We start from the raw sequence: 16,666 nt of genomic DNA, 5'->3' as shown, positions 1-16,666 counted from the left end.
CGAGCAGGATGATGAGCGTGGTGCCGCTCGCGACGGCCTACCGGGCGGCGACGCCCCCGGCTCGGGAGCGCGGCGTGCCGCTCGCCGCAGAGTGGCGGCGAGCGGGTTCAACATGTCGAATCCCACCCGAACACGCTGCATGCGATGGCGAGGTGGCGAGCGCCGAAGCTAGACCGGTTCGGTGATCGGCTCGTCGGCGAAACGGCGGGCCACCCGTTCCGCTCCGGCGCGGGCCCAGGCGGTGGTGGCGAGGACGGCGAGCAGGATGATGAGCGCGGTGCCGCCCGCGACGGCCCACCAGGCGGTGGCGTAGCCGGTGAGCGGGGTGGCCGCGGCGGCCAGGATGGTGCCCGCGACGGCGACACCGAGGGTCTGCCCGACCTGCCGCGACGTGGACGCGACCGCAGCGGCGACTCCGGCTTGAGACCGCGGCATGCCGCTCACCGCCGCGTTGGTGATGGGCGGGTTCAGCAGGCCGAAGCCCATTCCGAACACGCCGTACGTGATCGCGAGCACCCACAGCGGCGTGGCGGCCGACGCGGTGGTGAGCAAGATGGCAACGACGGTCATTGAGATACCAGCGGTCAGCAGTGGAATCCGCGCGCCGCGAGTGGCGACGAGGCGGCCGGACAGCGGCGCGGCGATCGTCACGGCCGCGGCGGTCGGCAGCAGCATCAAGCCGGATTGCAGCGCCGACAATCCGCGCACGTCCTGCAGGTACAGCGGCGACAGGAACAGGAACGTGCCGAAGGCGGCGAGCCCGCACACCGCGCTGATCGTGGCCGACGAGAACGGCGCGCTCCGGAAGAACCGCAGCTCGACCAGGGGTTCCCGGCGGCGGATTTCCCAGCGGATCAACGCGATCAAGGCGAGGACGCCGAGCCCGGACAGACCGAGGATCAGCGGCGAGCCCCAGCCGAGCCGTTGGCCTTCGATCGCCGCGGTCACCACTGAACCGAGCAGCACCACGACCAGCGCTTGTCCCACCGGATCCGGCCGGCGCGGCCGCGGAGCCCGCGATTCCGGGACGTAGCGCACGGTCAGCACGAGCGCGGCGAGAACCACCGGGACGTTGACCCAGAAGATCGCCCGCCAGCCGATGCTCTCGGTGAGCACACCGCCGAGCACCGGGCCGACGCCCAGCGAGATCCCGACGATCGACCCCCACACCCCGATCGCCCGCGCCCGCTCGCCCGGGTCGGCGAAGACGTTCGTGATGATCGACATCGCGACCGGGTTCAGCATCGCGCCGCCGAGCGCCTGCACGATCCGGGCGGCGACCAGCCAGCCGATCGACGGGGCGAGGCTGCACAGCAGCGAGCCGAGTCCGAAAAGGACCAACCCGGCCAGGAAGATTCGCTTGCGCCCCAACCGGTCTCCGGTGGCGCCGCCGAGCATCAGGAAGCAAGCGATCACGAGCGTGTAGGAGTCGATTGTCCATTGCAGACCGTTGATCGACGCGTCGAGATCGGTGCGGATGACCGGGAGCGCGACGTTGACGATCGTGTTGTCCATCGCGACGACGAGGATGCTGGAGCACAGGATCGCGAGAATGCCGAAGCGCCCGCGTGCGGTGTCGACGCCCATTCAGCGCTCCGTCCAGTCGTTGGTGATCTTTTCGTCCGGAGCCCACACTTCGGCGGCGTAGCCGTCGGGGCGGACGAGCACGGCGGCCAAGTCGTGCCAATCCCGGGTTGAGTGCACGACGTTCTCGCGCTCCGGGACAGTGCTGCCGAAAGCCACGAGAGTGAACCGGTCTGGCCGCAACGCGCGGTGGAGGGTGCGGCCGTCGGCGAGCGGAAGGTTGGGCACGCGACGGCCGACCAGGCTGCCGTCTTCGGCGTAGGAAACGTCCAGACCGGACAGCCAGCCGCGCAGTTCGTCCGCGGTGTCGCCGTCGCGGCCGATGAGGTCGGACATCAAGTCCCGCAACGCTTTCCCGCCAGGAGTGAAGGTGACCATGAGTGCGGCCTGGGCGAGCGTGTTGGCCGCGAGCCGGGCCGCGATGGGACGGCGTTCGGCGTCGTAGGACTGCGGACCGTCGATGATCCGCCGGGGCGCGCGGCCTTGCACCTCCGCGGCGAGCTTCCACGCGAGGTTCGCCGCGTCCTGCACGCCGACGTTCAGGCCCTGGCCGCCCGCCGGAAGGTGGACGTGCGCGGCGTCGCCGGCGAGGAACACCCGGCCGGCGCGGTACTGCTCGACGTGTCGGGTGGTGTCGCCGGTCCGCGAGGACCAGATCACTTCGGTGATCCCGAAATCGTCGTCGGCGAGCCGTTTGAGCGTCGCGCGCAGTTCGGTCTCGTCGGGAATCAGTGCTTGGCGGCGCGCGGCTTCCTCGGGCGTGAGGCCGGTGTCGCCGGGTTCGTGGCCGAAGATGCGGTGGATGCCACCGGGCAGGGGAAGCACGCTGTACGAGCCGCGCTTGTAGTCCCAGTTGTGCGGGTGTGCTGGCGGGCGCTCCAGTCGGACGTCGGCGAGGAAACCCATGGTGGACGCGGGATTTCCGGGAAAGGCGAGCCCGAGCGCGTGCCGCGTCGCGCTGTGTGCGCCGTCCGCGCCCACGACGTAACCGGCGCGCTGGGTGTCGCCGGTTTCGGAGACGATGGCGACGCCCTGCTCGTCCTGCGTGAGGTCGGCCAGTTTCCATCCGTACTCGATCACGACGCCCTGTCCGGCGAGATGCTCGGCCAGCAGCCGCTCGGTTTCCGGCTGCGGGAGCATGAGGACGAACGGGAACGAGGTGTCGAGTCCGGTGTAGCTCAACCGGTTCGGCAGGGCCGCGAAATGTGCGGCAGGCACCGGATTTCCCGCCGCGACCATGCGCGCGGCCAGCGAACCCCGCGCGTCCGGCAGCGAATCGAGAACTTCGAGGGTGCGCGGGTGGATCGTCGTCGCCCTCGATTGCCCGGCGCGTTCCGGATCCGCCTCGAATATCCGGACCGCGACCCCCGCGCGATGCAGGAACGCGGCCGCCGCCATCCCGACGGGTCCGGCTCCGATCACCGCGACTTCGATCTCCATGATTCCCCCTTGGCCGATGCTCGACTGGCAAACTCTCTTGACGTCAAGGTATTCTCTCACTGTCTTGATGTCGAGAGAAAGGTCCGGCCGGTGAACGCAGCGCCGCGGGACGCGGTCGACGATCTGGTGGACGCCGTCCGCCGAGGAGGCGGCGACGAGCGCGTGCTGGGCGCGAAATCGCTGTCCTACCGGCTCCGGCGGGTCGCCCACCAGCTGGAACTGGCGATGCGCCGGGAACTGTCCGCGCACGGGATCGAGCTGTGGGAGCTGGAAATGCTCGCCGCGCTCAAGCGCGCGCCCGAACACCGGCTGACGCCCGGGCAGGTGATGGCCGCGGTCGAGCTGACCTCGGGTTCGGTCACGCACCGGATCACCCGGCTCGAAGCCCGCGGCTGGGTCCGCCGGGACAAGGACCCCGGCGACCGGCGCTCGGTGCTCGTGTCTCTCACCGAGGAGGGCAAACGGCAGGCGCTCGCGTCGTTCGAGCTCAAGACCGAGATCGAACGCGAAATCGCGAAGGCTCTCGACCCGGAAACCATCGAGCTGGTGAACGACGCGCTGCGGCGGGTTTCGCACCACCTCAAGGGAAAGGACGAGCAATGAAGCGGGAAACCCTTGGCGCGGCAGCTGTTGTCGCTGGCCTGGCCGCTGCCGTGCCGTCGGTATGGCAGACGGTCACGCACATCACCGATCCGAGCTACCGCGCACCGGAAGTCCGGCACGGCGAAGGCCATGTGCAGTACCACATGGCGCGCGAAGCGCTGATCACCGCGGGCGCTTTCGGTGCGGTGGGCACAGGTTTGGCGGCCGGACGGGATCGCTCGTCGGCGTTGTGGCGGGCAATGGCTTGTGCCGCAGGCGGTTTCGTCGCGGCGATGTGGTCCGGCGGTCCGACGACCGGAGTGTGGGCGCCGAACCGGAAGGCACTGGCGATCCATGTCGCGTCGACGAGCGCGTTGACCTTGGGCGTCGCGCTGCTGCGGCCCAGGCGTCGTTAGAGGAAGATCCGGGCGTTCTCCAGCCATGCTTTCGCGTCGTCGCCGATCGCGGCCAGACCGGTTTCGTCCAACGCGCGCCGCTGAGTGATGCGAAGGCAGAAGTCCCGTGCGCTGCCCCGGATCCGTTGTGCGGCGTCGTCCGGACCCCAACCCCAGACGGCGCCGTCGGGGCCGGTCAGCTCGACCCGGATCGGTTCGGCCGGCAGCGGCAGCTGGGCGGCGTAGAACGAAAGCCCGCGCCCTGCCACGCCCAGAGCGGCGATGTGCTTGAGGCCGTCCGTCGGGCGGTGTTCGACGCCCACGGTGTCGAAGATGTCCTGTCCGTGCGCCCAGGTTTCCATCAGCCGAAGCATCACCGCGAGCGTCGCGGTGGATTCCGAGCCGTACCAGGGAAAAGGCTGGTCCAACGGGATCTCGCCGAGTGCTGCCGCCACTTCGGCCCGACCGGCGCGCCAGGAGTCCAGCAGTTCCGAACGCGGTCGCGCGGCTCCCTCGGCCGCGACCGCGTCGGCGTCTTCCTCCAGCACGGCGGCGAACTTCTCCGGGGTGCGGATGGCCAGGAGGACGTTCGCGTCGGCTGCCGCGAGATGCGCGATCTGGTGGCCGATCGTCCACCCCTCGGCCGGAGTCGGTCTCGACCAGTCCGGCTCCGCGGACACCACCGCGTCGAGGTCGTCGCCTTCCGCGAGCAAATCCGGCAACACGACTTCACGGGTCGTTTCGGACAAATCCAAGCCGTAGTCCAGCATGCGACCACGCTATCCAAAGCCGGGCCTCGGCCGGGGCGTTCGGGAACCGGTCATTGCCCTAACGGGCAGCCGGTTTCTGCCGCGACGATCAGGAAGTTCGGCATGCGCACGCAAGCCTCGATCCCGTTCGCCGCCCCCGCCTCCGGGTCGAGCCCCGGCTCGACGACCTCGCGCACCCGGGCGCGGCGAGCATCCGGCTGAAGTAACCGTTGCCGCAGCCCGCGTCCAGCACTCTCCGGCCTCGCACGTCGCCGAGAAGCCGGAGGAGAACGGGGTTGACCAGATGCTGCTTGGAGAAGTCGCCGCTCTCGGCGGTCGCTTCCATCGATTCCCGGGTGCTGCCGGTGTTCCACTGCCGGACCGCGGCCGCACTTTCGGATGCGGATGGTGTACCTACTGCCACCGCGAAGTCGGATAGAAGCGTGACTGCCTCGGGCGCGCCTGAACGACAAGCTGACGTCGTGCCCGAGGGGCGGGCACCGGAGGGGGTCAGGTGTCATGGCGAGCGTTGTCCGGCGGATCCTTCCGAAGGCCGATTCGCCGCTGCCCGTGCTGCTTCGCCGGACGGCCACGGTCCTCACTGTGCTCGGGCTCGCGATGATTCCCTGGCTGATCGTCCTGCACGCCGGGCTGCCGGCCACCGCTCAGGTCTCGCACTGGGCCTGGACGTGGACGGGCCTGGACAGCCTCGAGGCGCTCGGCCTGCTCTCCACCGGACTTCTCCTCAGACGCGGCGACCGCCGGGCCTGCCTGACCTCCGCCGCGACCGCGGCCCTGCTGCTGGTCGACGCCTGGTTCGACACCATGACAGCTGCCCCGGGTTCGGACTTCAGGCTGGCGGTCCTGATGGCGGTCTTCGCCGAGCTGCCACTGGCGGTGGCCTGCGCGGTTCTCGCGACCCGGGTCTTCCCTCGGCCGGGCCCGCTGAGCGCGTGACGTGCTCGGCGGCCCGGTCCAGCGCCCGAATCGCCTGGGAAGCAACGGCTGGCCGACACTGCCCAGTACCTCCAGCACGGGGAAGGTCAGGCCCGGGACGCTCCGAGGAACCGCAGCACGGCCAGGACGCGGCGATGGTCCGCGTCGACGACGGGCAGGTCAAGCTTGGCGAAGATGTTGTTGATGTGCTTCGCCACGGCGCTCTCGCTGACCACCAGCGCCTGCGCGATGCCAGCGTTGGAGCGTCCCTCGGCCATCAGGCCGAGCACCTCCCGTTCGCGGGGAGTCAGCCGCGCGAGCGGGTCGCTGTCGCGCCGCAGGAGCAACTGGGCGACGACCTGCGGGTCCAGGGCTGTGCCCCCGTCGGCCACTCGCCGGACCGCCGCGACGAAGTCGGCGACATCGGCGACCCGCTGCTTGAGCAGGTAGCCGACACCGCTGGTGTTCGCAGACAGCAAGTCGGCCGCGTACCGCTCCTCCACGTACTGCGAAAGCAGCACCACCGGCGTCCCCGGCCAGCGCCGGCGGATCTCCATCGCCGCCCGCACTCCCTCGTCGGTGAAGCCGGGCGGCATCCGGACGTCGATCAAGGCAAGTTCGGGCCGGTGCTCCGCCACGGCCGCCAACAGCCCCTCCGCGTCGCCGGCTTCCGCGGCGACCTCGAACCCGGCCGTCTCCAGCACCTTGATCAGGCCGACCCGCAACAACACCGAATCCTCGGCGATCACCGCGCGCACGGCAGCTCCGCGGTGACGGTGGTGGGCCCGCCGACGGGGCTGCTGACGCGGAAGGTCCCGTCGAGGGAGCCGACTCGCTTGGCCAGTCCGGTCAGGCCGGTGCCAGCGGCGGCGTCGGCACCGCCCAGCCCGTCGTCGGTAACGCGCACTCGCAGCACCTCGCCGACCTGACGGACGGTCACCTCCGCGCGCATCGCGTTGGCGTGCTTCGTCGCATTGGTCAGCGCCTCGGAGATCACGAAGTACGCGACTGACTCCACGTTGGGCGCCACCCGTTCCTCCAGATCGACCCGCAGCCGCACCGGCAGGGGCGTGCGGACAGCCAGCCCGGACAACGCCGCGTCCAGACCTCGGTCTTCGAGCACGGCCGGGTGCAGCCCCCGCACCAGGTCATCGAGTTCGGCGATCGCGTCCTTCGCCTCCAGGTGCGCTTTCGCGATCACCTCGCGGGCATCGCTCGGCAGGTCCGGGCGGGTGGCGATGGCCAGACCCAGGTTGACCGCGAGGGACACCAACCGCTGCTGGGTGCCGTCGTGCAGGTCGCGCTCGATCCGGCGGCGCTCCGCGTCGACGGCCTCGATCAAGTCGGTCCGGCTCACGGCCAGCTGATCGACCCGCTCCTGGAGCCGCTGCGCCTGGCTGGGCCCGAGCAGGCTCAACGCCAGCCGCGCCTCGGCCCGGGCTAATGCCAGCGCGGTCCAGGGCAGGGCGCACAAGAGGAGGAGTCCAGCCGCGGTGTACGCCGGCAGCTGGGTCGCGTAGCCGAACCACTCTTGGCGAATTCCGGTTGGCAGCGCCCATGACCAGGCGTAGGCGGTGCCGCCCGCCAAGCCCGCCGCTGCCACCGCGAGCACCAGCAATTCCAGCAGTGCGAGCAGCGGGCCCAGCAGGAGGTGGTAGCCGATCTTGCGCCAAGGCCGCGTCACCGCGAGCCATCGGGCGGTCGAGGACCACGTCCATTTTTCCTGCGCGGCGGGGGTGAGCCGGGGGACGTCCACGCCGATGAGCGCCCGGTAGCGAGCGCGCTGAACGGCCGTCAGCACCGGGGCGCCGAGCAGGACCAGGACGGCCGACACGGAAACCGTGAGGAGCCAGTTCTCCGTCCTGGCGGCGGTCACCGCCGCCCAGGCCCACACGGGCATCAGCGCCAGGTGCGACAGCACGCCAGCGGCGAGAAAGCCGGTGTCCCGCCGCGCCCGGAGGACCGTGCGGCTCAGCCCGGCTGGAATCGTCATGGCACGACGCTAGGACACCGCAGGAGGACGGTGCCATGAAACCTGCACCCGATCTCATGGTGAACCTAGTACCAGCCGGGAAGCACCTGTCCGGGTCGATGAGCGATCCGCCGCGGAAGAACGGGGGGTGTCCCGCGGCTTTCTGGAATCTCCTGGCGGATTGACGCGCGGCCGATCTCGGGTGTAGGCATGTAAGCACCTGCTTACAAAGGGATCCGGGGAGTCGTTGGCATGACCACCACGCACACCGAACCGCTCGCCTACCCGTTCAACGAGGAGGCGGGCCTCGCGCTCAACGAGGCCTACACCGCCGCTCGCGAGAACGCCGGGATGATTCGCGTCCAGATGCCGCACGGCGAGGCCGCCTGGCTCGCCACCCGCTACGCCGACGCCCGCCTCGTGCTGGGGGACCGGCGGTTTTCCCGTGCGCTGGCACAGGAAAGCGACGAGCCGCGGATGTCGGAGTACCGGCGTCCGGGAGGCATCCTGTCGATGGACCCGCCGGATCACACCCGGCTGCGCACGCTCGTCGCGAAGGCGTTTACCGCGCGGCGGGTCGAGGAATTGCGCCCGAGGGTCGCGCGGCTGGCCGACGAGCTGATCAAAGAGCTGCGGGAGCACGGGCAGCCGGCTGACCTGGTCGATCTGTACGCGCTCCCGATTCCGGTCGCGGTGATCTGCGAGCTGCTCGGGGTGCCGGTGGGCGACCGCCCGCAGTTCCGCGAGTGGAGCGACGCGGCGTTGTCGACCACGCGGCTTACGCCGGAGGAGTCGGAGCGCAGCCGCGAGGAGCTGCGGGCGTACATGGCCGGCCTGATCGCCGAACATCGTGCGCAGCCGCAGGACGACCTGATGACCGCGCTCATCGAGGCGCGGGATGTCCGGGATCGGCTCACGGAGCTGGAGCTGGTGGACCTGTGCGTCGGGATTCTGGTCGCCGGCCACGAGACGACCGCCAGTCAGATTCCCAACTTCGTGTACGCGCTGCTGGACCAGCACGAGCACTGGGAACGGCTGTGTGCCGACCCCGGGCTGATCCCGACCGCGGTGGAGGAGCTGCTTCGCTTCGTGCCGCTCGGCGCCGGGGCCGGGTTCGCCCGCTACGCGACGGAGGACGTCGAGATCGGCGATGTGCTGGTGCGCCAAGGAGAACCGGTGCTGGTGGCGGTCGGTGCGGCGAACCGCGACCGGCTGCAGTTCAGCGCGGCGGACCAGCTCGTCTTGGACCGCGGCGACAACCACCACCTCGGTTTCGGGCACGGTGTGCACCACTGCCTCGGTGCCCAGCTCGCCCGGCTGGAACTGCAAGAGGCGTTGCGCGCGCTGACCCGGGAGTTGCCGGGGTTGCGGTTGGCCGGGGATATCGAGTGGAAGACGCAGATGCTGGTCCGCGGACCGCGTTCGATGCCGGTCGGGTGGTGACGATGAGCTGGGCGGTCGAGGTCGACGGGGGAACGTGCATCGGCAGCGGGATGTGCGCGTCGCTGATGCCGGAGACGTTCGCGCTGGACGGTGCCACGGCCCGTGCGATCGCGGAGACCGTCGAACCGGACGAGACAGTGCTGGACGCGGCGGATTCCTGTCCCGCCATGGCGATCACTGTGCGGGACGGTGCGGAGGTCGTCGGGCCGCGGCCTTAGCGGAACACGCCGTCCTCCGTGACCACCGCCGTGATCAACGCGGTGGGCGTGACATCGAAGGCCGGATTGAAGACCGCCGCTCCGTCCGGCGCGATTTGAGTCCCGCCGAACTCTGTCAGTTCGACGGGAGCACGTTCCTCGATGTCGATGTCCGCACCGGTGGCGACGGTTTTGTCCACAGTGGACGTTGGGGCGACGACGACGAACGGAACCCGGTGGTGCGCGGCGGCGATGGCCAACCCGTAAGTGCCGATTTTGTTGGCCACGTCGCCGTTCGCCGCGATCCGGTCCGCGCCGACGAGGACGCAGTCCACGAGCCCGCGTGCCATCGCCGCGGCTGCCGCGCCGTCCGGCTGTACGCGGTAAGGCACCCCGGCCTGCTCGAGTTCCCAAGCGGTGAGGCGGGATCCCTGCAGCAACGGCCGCGTCTCGTCGACCAGCACTGACTCCACCAGGCCCCGCTCGTGCAGGTGCCAGACGACGCCGAGCGCCGTGCCCCACGAGACAGTCGCCAGGTGCCCGGTGTTGCAGTGGCTGAGCAGTCGCAACGGCCTGCGCGGACACGCGTCGAGCACGACTTCCGCCGCGTGCGCCGACGCGGTGCGGTTGCGTTGCTCGTCCTCGTCGAGCATCGTCCGCGCCTCGGCCAGCACCGCGCCGGCTCCCTGCGGCAGCCGGGCCAGCGCCCGGGAAACGCCCCAAGCCAGGTTGACCGCCGTCGGCCGGGCATGGGCGATCCGGTCCGCCTCGGCTCGCGCATCCCCGCCCTGCTGAGCCGCCAGCGCGACCCCCAGCGCGCCCGCCGCCCCCAACGCCGGCGCCCCGCGAACCGCCAGCCGCTGGATCGCGTCGACCAGTTCGGTCACGGTGCGCAGCGTGAGGGTGCGGTACTCGCCCGGAAGCGCGACCTGGTCCACGATCACGATCGCCCCGTCGGCCCAGTCGACTGTCCTGCGCATACGCCCTCCCGGTCCGGAAATCCCGTGGCGGGCCGCCGCGTGCGTGCGCGACGATCCGCCTCGTGACCATTCAACGGCAGAACCCGCCCGCCTTGCATCCGACTCCCGGCTACCACCACGTGACCACCGTCGACGCGCGCCGCACCGTGCACCTCGCCGGCCAGTGCCCGCTGTCGCTCGACGGCCAGGTCGTTCCCGGCGACGTCCTCGCGCAGGTGGACCAGATCGTCGCCAACACCGAGGCCGCGCTGACCCATGCTGGCGCGACCCCCGAGGACGTGGTGCGCACGGTGATCTACGTGGCGACCTCCGATCAGCCGGTCCTCGCCGCGGTGTGGGACCGGTTCGTGAATTCTCCGATCGCGGCGGCGTTCACCACGGCGAGCACGCTGGTCGGGGTGACGTGCTTGGGCTTCCGGGGGCAGCTTGTCGAGCTGGACGTGACCGCGGCGCTCGTGTGAGTCACCGTCCAGCGGCGGCCAGGCTGCAGCGCGACACCGTGTCCGTCAGCTCCGTGCGGTCGAGATTTCGCCCGATGAGCACGAGCTTGCTGACCGGCGGCTCTTCACCCCACTCGCCCGCATCGGTCAATTCATAAATCCGGTGCACGCCTTGCAGTACCGTGCGGCGGTCGAAAGCCAGGATTCCCTTGAACCGGTACAGGTCGTCGCCGCGTTCGGCCAGCAATGCAGTGAGCCACTGTTCGAACGCGGCGCGGTCCAGGGGGTAGTCGAGTTCGATCGAGACGGATTCCAGCGTCGGGTCGTGGTGGTGGGACTCGTCTTCGAGCCAGTCCGGGTCGGCGGCGACGGTGCGGTTCAGGTCGAAGGCGTTGATGCCGAGGATGTCGTCCAGGTCGACGCTCCCGTAGCTGGACGTGAGGATGTCCGCGGTCGCGTTGACCGAGCGGAGCTGCGTGCGCAGTTCCTCGATTTCCGGCTCGGTGACCAGGTCGATCTTGTTGAGCACGATCCGGTCGGCGAAAGCGATCTGGTTGCTCACCTGCCCGCCGACGCCGTCGTGCTCGCCCTCCTCGAGATGGCTGCCGACGTGCCGCGCGTCGACCAGCGTGACAATGGCGTCCAGCGCGAAGGCCGACGACACCTCGTCGTCCACGAAGAACGTCTGCGCGACCGGGTTCGGGTCGGCCATTCCGCTGGTCTCGATGAGGATCCGGTCGAACCGTTCGCGCCGGCGCAGCAGCGACTGCAGGATTTCGATCAGGTCGGTGCGCGCGGTGCAGCACAGGCAGCACCCGTTGCTCATTTCGATGATCTTCTCGTCGCCGCCGAGCACGAGGGCGTTGTCGATCGGGATTTCGCCGAACTCGTTCTCGATCACCGCGATCCGGTGCCCGTGGTTCGCGGTGAGGATGTGGTTGACGAGCGTGGTCTTGCCGGAGCCGAGAAAGCCGGTCAGTACGGTCACCGGGATTTTGGCCATGATGATTCCCTCCTTAAACGTTCCCGCCGAGAATCCGGCGAGCGTGCTGACGTGCTTCTTCCGAGACGACGATGCGATTGCCGTCGAAGTGCGGGCCGCGGGTGGCGTCCAGGCCCATCCGGGACGTCGTGCCGTCGGAGCCCGACGACGGGTCGAGCGGCGAGCCGGGCAGACCGTCCACAGTGAACAAGTCTTGGTGCGGCTGGAAATGCGTCGCGAGCGCCCAGAGGACGTCGCTGTCGTTGGTGACGTCGACGTCTTCGTCCACCGCGATCACCGTCTTCACGTACGGGTCCCAGCCGAGCAGGCCGAGCATCACCTGCCGGGCTTGGCCGGGCCGTCGCTGACGTAGCGCGACATAGCAGTGGAAGTGCGTGCCGGAGGTCGGGTAATGGACCGCGGTGACGTCGGGGAAGCGAGCCTTGAGTTTCTCCGCCATTTCCGATTCCCGCGGTACGCGTGCGAGATTCAGGTGCTCGTCGGTATTGCCGCCGACGACGTCGATGAGCATGGCGTCGGAGCGGCGCATGATCGTGTGCACCCGGAGGACGTTGTTGGTCGAGCGGTTCGAGGAATAGCCGGAGAATTCGCCGAACGGGCCTTCGTCCGCGTGCTCGGAGGCGTCGATCGTGCCCTCCAAGACGAAGTCCGACCAGGCCGGAACACCGATGCCGTGCCGCGGAGTGCGGACGACTTCCAGCGGTTCGCCTAATAGTCCGCCAGCCACCGCGCGTTCGTCCACGTCGTAGCCGACTCGCGCGGACGCCGCCAGCATGAACAGCGGATGCCCGCCGAGCACCATCGCGACCGGCATCGGCTCTCCGCGTTCGGCGTACTTCTGCAGCATTCGCCACAGGTCGCCCCGAGAATGGAGGCTGGTCGCCAATTCGGTGCGGGAATGCGGCATCGCCCGGTGATAGCTGAGATTGCCGACGCCGGTGTCCGGATCCTCGGCGACGATGATTCCGCTGGTGACGTAAGGGGACCGGTCGGTGGCGAAATGCCGCAGCATCGGGACGGTCGCCAAGTCGACATCGGTCGTCACGTCGTCCAGCACGGGCCCGTTGTCGACCACCCTCGGCGGCACCGCGCGAAGGGCTCGCTGCTGGTAGGCACTGTGCAAACCGGACGGTCCGGTTTCGAGCATGCGGGCGATGCGCTGCCGCGAAGCGAACAGGTTGCTGACCACCGGCACGTCGAGCCCGGTCACCTTCCGGAACAGCACCATCTCGTGCCGTCCGGCCGCGGCGAGTTCGTAAATCACCCCGGTGACGCCCTCGTCGGCCGGAACGGGATCGTCGAGGACGAGGACGTCGCCGGGAAAATCGCGCCGGTACTGGTCAACGAAAGCATGGGGATCTTGCCGGTGGTTCACCGCGAAACTCCTTGCGAGGCGGGCGGCCCCTGCCAGCGCGCGAACAGTTCGTTCTCGATGCCGAACTGGTCGAGCACCTTGCCGGTCAGGTGGGCGAGGATGTCCTCAATGGACTCGGGCTGGTGGTAGAAGGCGGGAACGGGCGGTAGCACGGTCGCGCCCGCCTCGGTCACCGCCACGAGATTGCGCAGGTGCACGAGGCTCAACGGGGTCTCCCTGGCGACGAGCACGAGCGGACGGCGTTCCTTCAGCGTCACGTCGGCGGCGCGGACGAGCAGGTCGTCGCTGTAGCCGTGCGCGATCCCGGCGACGGTTTTCATCGAGCACGGCACGACGACCATGCCCATGGTGCGAAAGGAACCGGACGCGATGGACGCGGCGATGTCCCCGCGCGCATGGCGGACGTCGGCCAGTTCGGCGACCTCGGCGGGCGGCCTTCCGGTTTCCAGTTCGATGGTGCGGTGCGCGGCCCGGGACATCACCAGATGCGTTTCCACCGTGCCGAGCTTGCGCAGCGCGGTCAGCAGGTGGACAGCCAGGTGCGGGCCGCTGGCCCCGGTGATGCCGACGATCAGCCGGGGCCGCTGCGGTTCGGTGCCCATGACGTCCTTTCAGGACTGGGAAAGCTCAGCGGCGGGTTCTCGGTGCACGAGCGGCTCTTCCGGCCGCCGTTTCCGGGCAGCGAAGAAAAGCAGGTTCAGCAGCACCGCCAGCACCGTGCCGGTGGCCACGCCGCTCTTGAGGAAAACCTGCGCGGCGAACGGGAACTGCTTGTAGAAGTCCGGCGCGCCGGCCGGGATCAGGCCGATGCCCAGAGACAGCATGACGATCACGAGGTTGCCGGTCTTGTTGAAGTCCGCTCGGGACAGCAGCTGAATGCCGGACACCGTCAGCGCGGCGAACGTCGCGACGGCGGCCGCGCCGATCACCGGTTGCGGGATCGCCGCGATCACCCGGCCGATCGGTTGCACCACCCCGAAAATCACCAGGATCATGCCGCCGACCGCGACCGGATAACGGCTGCGCACCTTCGTCAGCGCGACGAGCCCGATGTTCTGGCCGAACGTGGTGTAGGCGAAGCCGTTGAACACGCCGCTGAGCGCGGTGAGCAGTCCGTCCACCCGGAGCAGATTGGCGATGTCGCGCGGCCCGACCTTCTTGCCGACCACCTGGCCGACCGCGAGGCCCTGTCCGGACGCCTCGACCATCAGCACGAAAACGATCACCAGGAACAGCAGAATCGACGGGATGTCGAAATGCAACGCTCCGTAATGCATCGGTCGCAGGAGCCCGAAGACGGGGCCATGGGCCACTCCGGCGAGGCTGCCCAGTCCGGTCAGCCAGCCGACGATCGCGCCGACGGTCAGCGCGATCAGCATCGCGAGCTGGCCGAGCAGACCGCGGAACACCCGGTAGAACACCGCGATCAATGCGAGCGTGAACCCGGCGAGCGCGAGATTCGCCGGCGCACCGTAATTGTGCGCGGACGGATTGGAACCGGCGATGAGTTTCAGTCCCACCGGAATCAGCGTCAGCCCGATCAACGTGATGACGGTGCCGGTGACGACCTCCGGGAACAGCTTGAGCAGCTTGCTGAACAACGGCGCGATCAGCACCCAGAGCACGCCGACCACGAGCAGCGAGCCGTACACTGTGGACAGGCCCTGCGTACTGCCGATCAGCACCATCGGGAAGATTCCGTTGGACGCGGCGCCGACCACGAGCGGCATCCGGATGCCGAACTTCCAGACGCCGAAGGCCTGCAGCATGGTGCCGATCCCGGCGAGCACCAGGTCGACGCTGACCAGGTCGGCGATCTGCGACTGAGGCAGCCCCAGCCCGGCGCCCACGACGATCGGCACCACGACGACACCGGCGTACATCACGAGCACGTGCTGCAAACCCAGCAGCACCAGCGGACCGAATCGGGGACGTTCGTCCACAGGGGACGGGGGAGACGGGTGATTCGCCATGATTCCCTCACCTCGTTGGGCCGGCGGGACCGGGAAGCGGCCGGGCCGGGCGGATCGTGGGTCGTCGCCGGAGCCGGACGGGCAGCCGGCGTCGATGACCCCCGGCCGCGCGCGAATCCTGCCGCCGCACCTACGGGGTTATGGGATGTCCGAAGATTTTTCCTTCCCTGCAAGGAGTTTCGACTATGGTGCATCGGAAGCCGCCGAGGGTCAATACCCGGGCGCGGCTTCCGGCCCGGTGCGCGGGGCCCGCTCGCGGCGGTTGAGCACGAGGTTCAGCAGGAACGCCGCGATGCCGCCGGCCGCGATGCCGCTCGTCAGCACGGTCTGCACCACAACCGGCAGATGTTGGTAAAACTCCGGCGCGCCGACCGGCAGAAGGCCGAAGCCGAACGAGATGGCGACGATCAGGATATTGCGGCCGTTGCTGAGATCCGCCTGGCTCATGATGCGCAGCCCGACCGCCCCGACGGTGCCGAACATGACCACTCCGACGCCGCCGAGCACCGGACCGGGCAGCGACGCGACGGCCGCGCCGAGTTTCGGCACCAGGCTCATGAGCACCAGCACCGCGCCCGCGGTGGCGACCACGAACCGGCTCATCACGCGGGTGATGCTGACCAGGCCGACGTTCTCGCCGAAGGTGACGACGGTGAACGAGCCGAACACGCCCGCGAACGCGGTGCCGATGCCGTCCGCGCGCAGTGCCCGGGAAATCTCGGGCGGTCCGACATCGCGGCCGACGATCTGCCCGATGGCGAGGGTGTCGCCGGTCGATTCCACCATGTTCACCAGCTGCACGATGATCATCGGCAGCAACGCGGACAAGGCAAACGTCGGCATGCCGAACTCGAACGGTTTCACCACGCCGACCCAATCCGCCTGTCCGACCGAGCTGAAGTCGGCCATGCCGAGCGGGATCGCCACGAGCGTGCCGGCGGCCAGCGCGATCAGGATCGCGAAGCGGCGCACCGCGGGCGGAGCGAACCGTTCCAAACAGACAGTCAGCACGATGGTGCCCAGCCCGAGGATCAGCCGTCCGGCCGAACCGTGGTCGGCGGCGCCCGGATTGGACCCGGCGATCAGCGTCGCGGTGGAGGGCAGCAGCGAGAACCCGATGATCGCGATGATCGTCCCGGTGACGATCGGCGGGAAGAACCGGATCAGCTTGCTGAACCACGGCGCGACAAGCCAGGTCAGCAGCCCAGCGACGATCGTCGCGCCGAAGACGGCGGGCAGCCCGGCCTCCTTGCCGACGATGATCGCCGGGGTGATGCCGGTGAAGGTCGAGCCCATCACGATCGGCAGCCGGACGCCGACGTTGCCGATCCCGAGCGTCTGCAACAGCGTCGCGACGCCGCTGACCAGCACGTTCGCCGTGACGAGCGTGGCGATCTGCGCGGTGGACAGGCCGACGCCGAGGCCGATCAGCAGCGGGACCGTGACCATTCCGGAGTAGGCGACCAGCAGGTGCTGGATGCCGAGCGGGAGCAGTTGCCGGAACCGCGGGACGGTGTCGACCGCGTCTCGGGTCGTGGTTTCGGCTCGGGTGGTGCGCGGACGGAATCGCATGGTTTCCTCCACAGCGGGGAAAAGG

18 protein-coding genes are annotated in these 16,666 nt (G+C 69.3%); 6 read left to right on the top strand and 12 right to left on the bottom strand.

Annotated elements, in window-relative coordinates:
* Positions 1-168: 168 nt before the first annotated feature.
* Together ACZ7OI_RS35515 and ACZ7OI_RS35510 are read right to left on the bottom strand one after the other, a co-directional pair.
* Entirely contained in the window at positions 169-1,587 is a 1,419-nt protein-coding gene (locus tag ACZ7OI_RS35515) for an MFS transporter (protein ID WP_470268459.1), read from the bottom strand.
* The gene (locus ACZ7OI_RS35510; protein ID WP_470268458.1) at positions 1,588-3,024 is read right to left on the bottom strand and encodes an FAD-dependent monooxygenase; all 1,437 of its coding nucleotides are present in this window, start codon (positions 3,022-3,024) and stop codon (positions 1,588-1,590) included.
* Between the two features lie 90 nt (positions 3,025-3,114).
* Here ACZ7OI_RS35510 and ACZ7OI_RS35505 point away from each other — a divergent pair, with 90 nt between their 5' ends.
* Positions 3,115-3,627 (top strand): MarR family winged helix-turn-helix transcriptional regulator, encoded by a 513-nt coding sequence (locus ACZ7OI_RS35505; protein WP_470268457.1) that lies wholly within the window; start codon positions 3,115-3,117, stop codon positions 3,625-3,627.
* On the top strand, positions 3,624-4,022 hold the full coding sequence (locus ACZ7OI_RS35500; protein WP_470268456.1) for a hypothetical protein: 399 nt from the start codon (positions 3,624-3,626) through the stop codon (positions 4,020-4,022). The genes ACZ7OI_RS35505 and ACZ7OI_RS35500 overlap by 4 nt, the downstream gene beginning before the upstream one ends.
* On the opposite strand, the gene ACZ7OI_RS35495 is transcribed toward ACZ7OI_RS35500, so the two are convergent.
* The gene (locus ACZ7OI_RS35495; RefSeq protein WP_470268455.1) at positions 4,019-4,771 is read right to left on the bottom strand and encodes a maleylpyruvate isomerase family mycothiol-dependent enzyme; all 753 of its coding nucleotides are present in this window, start codon (positions 4,769-4,771) and stop codon (positions 4,019-4,021) included. The genes ACZ7OI_RS35500 and ACZ7OI_RS35495 overlap by 4 nt on opposite strands.
* A 50-nt stretch (positions 4,772-4,821) precedes the next feature.
* The gene (locus ACZ7OI_RS35490) at positions 4,822-4,947 is read right to left on the bottom strand and encodes a hypothetical protein (protein WP_470268454.1); all 126 of its coding nucleotides are present in this window, start codon (positions 4,945-4,947) and stop codon (positions 4,822-4,824) included.
* A gap of 322 nt (positions 4,948-5,269) precedes the next feature.
* On the opposite strand from ACZ7OI_RS35490, the gene ACZ7OI_RS35485 reads away from it, so the two are divergent.
* Positions 5,270-5,707 carry a hypothetical protein gene (locus ACZ7OI_RS35485; RefSeq protein WP_470268453.1) on the top strand — a complete coding sequence of 146 codons (438 nt, stop codon included), beginning with the start codon at positions 5,270-5,272 and terminating at the stop codon, positions 5,705-5,707.
* Between the two features lie 86 nt (positions 5,708-5,793).
* Here ACZ7OI_RS35485 and ACZ7OI_RS35480 read toward each other — a convergent pair whose 3' ends face one another.
* Positions 5,794-6,444, bottom strand: a complete 651-nt coding sequence (locus ACZ7OI_RS35480) for a response regulator (RefSeq protein ID WP_470268452.1) — start codon at positions 6,442-6,444, stop codon at positions 5,794-5,796.
* Positions 6,432-7,679, bottom strand: a complete 1,248-nt coding sequence (locus ACZ7OI_RS35475; RefSeq protein ID WP_470268451.1) for a sensor histidine kinase — start codon at positions 7,677-7,679, stop codon at positions 6,432-6,434. The genes ACZ7OI_RS35480 and ACZ7OI_RS35475 overlap by 13 nt, the downstream gene beginning before the upstream one ends.
* A gap of 231 nt (positions 7,680-7,910) precedes the next feature.
* Between ACZ7OI_RS35475 and ACZ7OI_RS35470 the strand changes: the two genes are divergently transcribed.
* Together ACZ7OI_RS35470 and ACZ7OI_RS35465 are read left to right on the top strand one after the other, a co-directional pair.
* Entirely contained in the window at positions 7,911-9,101 is a 1,191-nt protein-coding gene (locus ACZ7OI_RS35470) for a cytochrome P450 (protein ID WP_470268450.1), read from the top strand.
* 2 nt (positions 9,102-9,103) lie between these two features.
* Positions 9,104-9,319, top strand: a complete 216-nt coding sequence (locus tag ACZ7OI_RS35465) for a ferredoxin (RefSeq protein WP_470268449.1) — start codon at positions 9,104-9,106, stop codon at positions 9,317-9,319.
* Here ACZ7OI_RS35465 and mtnA read toward each other — a convergent pair.
* Positions 9,316-10,278 carry an S-methyl-5-thioribose-1-phosphate isomerase gene (gene mtnA / locus ACZ7OI_RS35460; RefSeq protein WP_470268448.1) on the bottom strand — a complete coding sequence of 321 codons (963 nt, stop codon included), beginning with the start codon at positions 10,276-10,278 and terminating at the stop codon, positions 9,316-9,318. The two genes, ACZ7OI_RS35465 and mtnA, sit on opposite strands and share 4 nt — an antisense overlap.
* A gap of 62 nt (positions 10,279-10,340) precedes the next feature.
* Here mtnA and ACZ7OI_RS35455 point away from each other — a divergent pair, with 62 nt between their 5' ends.
* Positions 10,341-10,739, top strand: a complete 399-nt coding sequence (locus tag ACZ7OI_RS35455; RefSeq protein WP_470268447.1) for a RidA family protein — start codon at positions 10,341-10,343, stop codon at positions 10,737-10,739.
* Between the two features lies 1 nt (position 10,740).
* Here ACZ7OI_RS35455 and ACZ7OI_RS35450 read toward each other — a convergent pair whose 3' ends face one another.
* The 5 genes from ACZ7OI_RS35450 to ACZ7OI_RS35430 form a co-directional block, all read right to left on the bottom strand.
* Positions 10,741-11,721 carry a CobW family GTP-binding protein gene (locus tag ACZ7OI_RS35450; RefSeq protein WP_470268446.1) on the bottom strand — a complete coding sequence of 327 codons (981 nt, stop codon included), beginning with the start codon at positions 11,719-11,721 and terminating at the stop codon, positions 10,741-10,743.
* A 13-nt stretch (positions 11,722-11,734) separates the two neighbouring features.
* The gene (locus ACZ7OI_RS35445; protein WP_470268445.1) at positions 11,735-13,096 is read right to left on the bottom strand and encodes a UbiD family decarboxylase; all 1,362 of its coding nucleotides are present in this window, start codon (positions 13,094-13,096) and stop codon (positions 11,735-11,737) included.
* Positions 13,093-13,698, bottom strand: a complete 606-nt coding sequence (locus tag ACZ7OI_RS35440; protein WP_470268444.1) for a UbiX family flavin prenyltransferase — start codon at positions 13,696-13,698, stop codon at positions 13,093-13,095. Before ACZ7OI_RS35440 ends, ACZ7OI_RS35445 begins: the two co-directional genes overlap by 4 nt.
* Positions 13,699-13,707: 9 nt before the next feature.
* Positions 13,708-15,069 (bottom strand): nucleobase:cation symporter-2 family protein, encoded by a 1,362-nt coding sequence (locus tag ACZ7OI_RS35435; protein ID WP_470268443.1) that lies wholly within the window; start codon positions 15,067-15,069, stop codon positions 13,708-13,710.
* Positions 15,070-15,279: 210 nt separating this feature from the next.
* Positions 15,280-16,641, bottom strand: coding sequence for a nucleobase:cation symporter-2 family protein (locus ACZ7OI_RS35430; RefSeq protein ID WP_470268442.1), 1,362 nt, complete (start codon positions 16,639-16,641; stop codon positions 15,280-15,282).
* Positions 16,642-16,666: the final 25 nt, after the last annotated feature.

This window comes from Amycolatopsis sp. NPDC114503 (assembly GCF_055633655.1).
Note: the sequence above shows the minus strand (reverse complement) of the source record. Positions and strands in the feature narration are given on the sequence as shown.

Bases quoted from the DNA above. Each gene is read 5' to 3' on its own strand.
- ACZ7OI_RS35515 (WP_470268459.1), bottom strand. From the start codon at position 1,587: ATGGGCGTCGACACCGCACGCGGGCGCTTCGGCATTCTCGCGATCCTG.
- ACZ7OI_RS35510 (WP_470268458.1), bottom strand. From the start codon at position 3,024: ATGGAGATCGAAGTCGCGGTGATCGGAGCCGGACCCGTCGGGATGGCG.
- ACZ7OI_RS35500 (WP_470268456.1), top strand. From the start codon at position 3,624: ATGAAGCGGGAAACCCTTGGCGCGGCAGCTGTTGTCGCTGGCCTGGCC.
- ACZ7OI_RS35495 (WP_470268455.1), bottom strand. From the start codon at position 4,771: ATGCTGGACTACGGCTTGGATTTGTCCGAAACGACCCGTGAAGTCGTG.
- ACZ7OI_RS35485 (WP_470268453.1), top strand. From the start codon at position 5,270: ATGGCGAGCGTTGTCCGGCGGATCCTTCCGAAGGCCGATTCGCCGCTG.
- ACZ7OI_RS35475 (WP_470268451.1), bottom strand. From the start codon at position 7,679: ATGACGATTCCAGCCGGGCTGAGCCGCACGGTCCTCCGGGCGCGGCGG.
- ACZ7OI_RS35470 (WP_470268450.1), top strand. From the start codon at position 7,911: ATGACCACCACGCACACCGAACCGCTCGCCTACCCGTTCAACGAGGAG.
- ACZ7OI_RS35465 (WP_470268449.1), top strand. From the start codon at position 9,104: ATGAGCTGGGCGGTCGAGGTCGACGGGGGAACGTGCATCGGCAGCGGG.
- mtnA (WP_470268448.1), bottom strand. From the start codon at position 10,278: ATGCGCAGGACAGTCGACTGGGCCGACGGGGCGATCGTGATCGTGGAC.
- ACZ7OI_RS35450 (WP_470268446.1), bottom strand. From the start codon at position 11,721: ATGGCCAAAATCCCGGTGACCGTACTGACCGGCTTTCTCGGCTCCGGC.
- ACZ7OI_RS35440 (WP_470268444.1), bottom strand. From the start codon at position 13,698: ATGGGCACCGAACCGCAGCGGCCCCGGCTGATCGTCGGCATCACCGGG.
- ACZ7OI_RS35435 (WP_470268443.1), bottom strand. From the start codon at position 15,069: ATGGCGAATCACCCGTCTCCCCCGTCCCCTGTGGACGAACGTCCCCGA.
- ACZ7OI_RS35430 (WP_470268442.1), bottom strand. From the start codon at position 16,641: ATGCGATTCCGTCCGCGCACCACCCGAGCCGAAACCACGACCCGAGAC.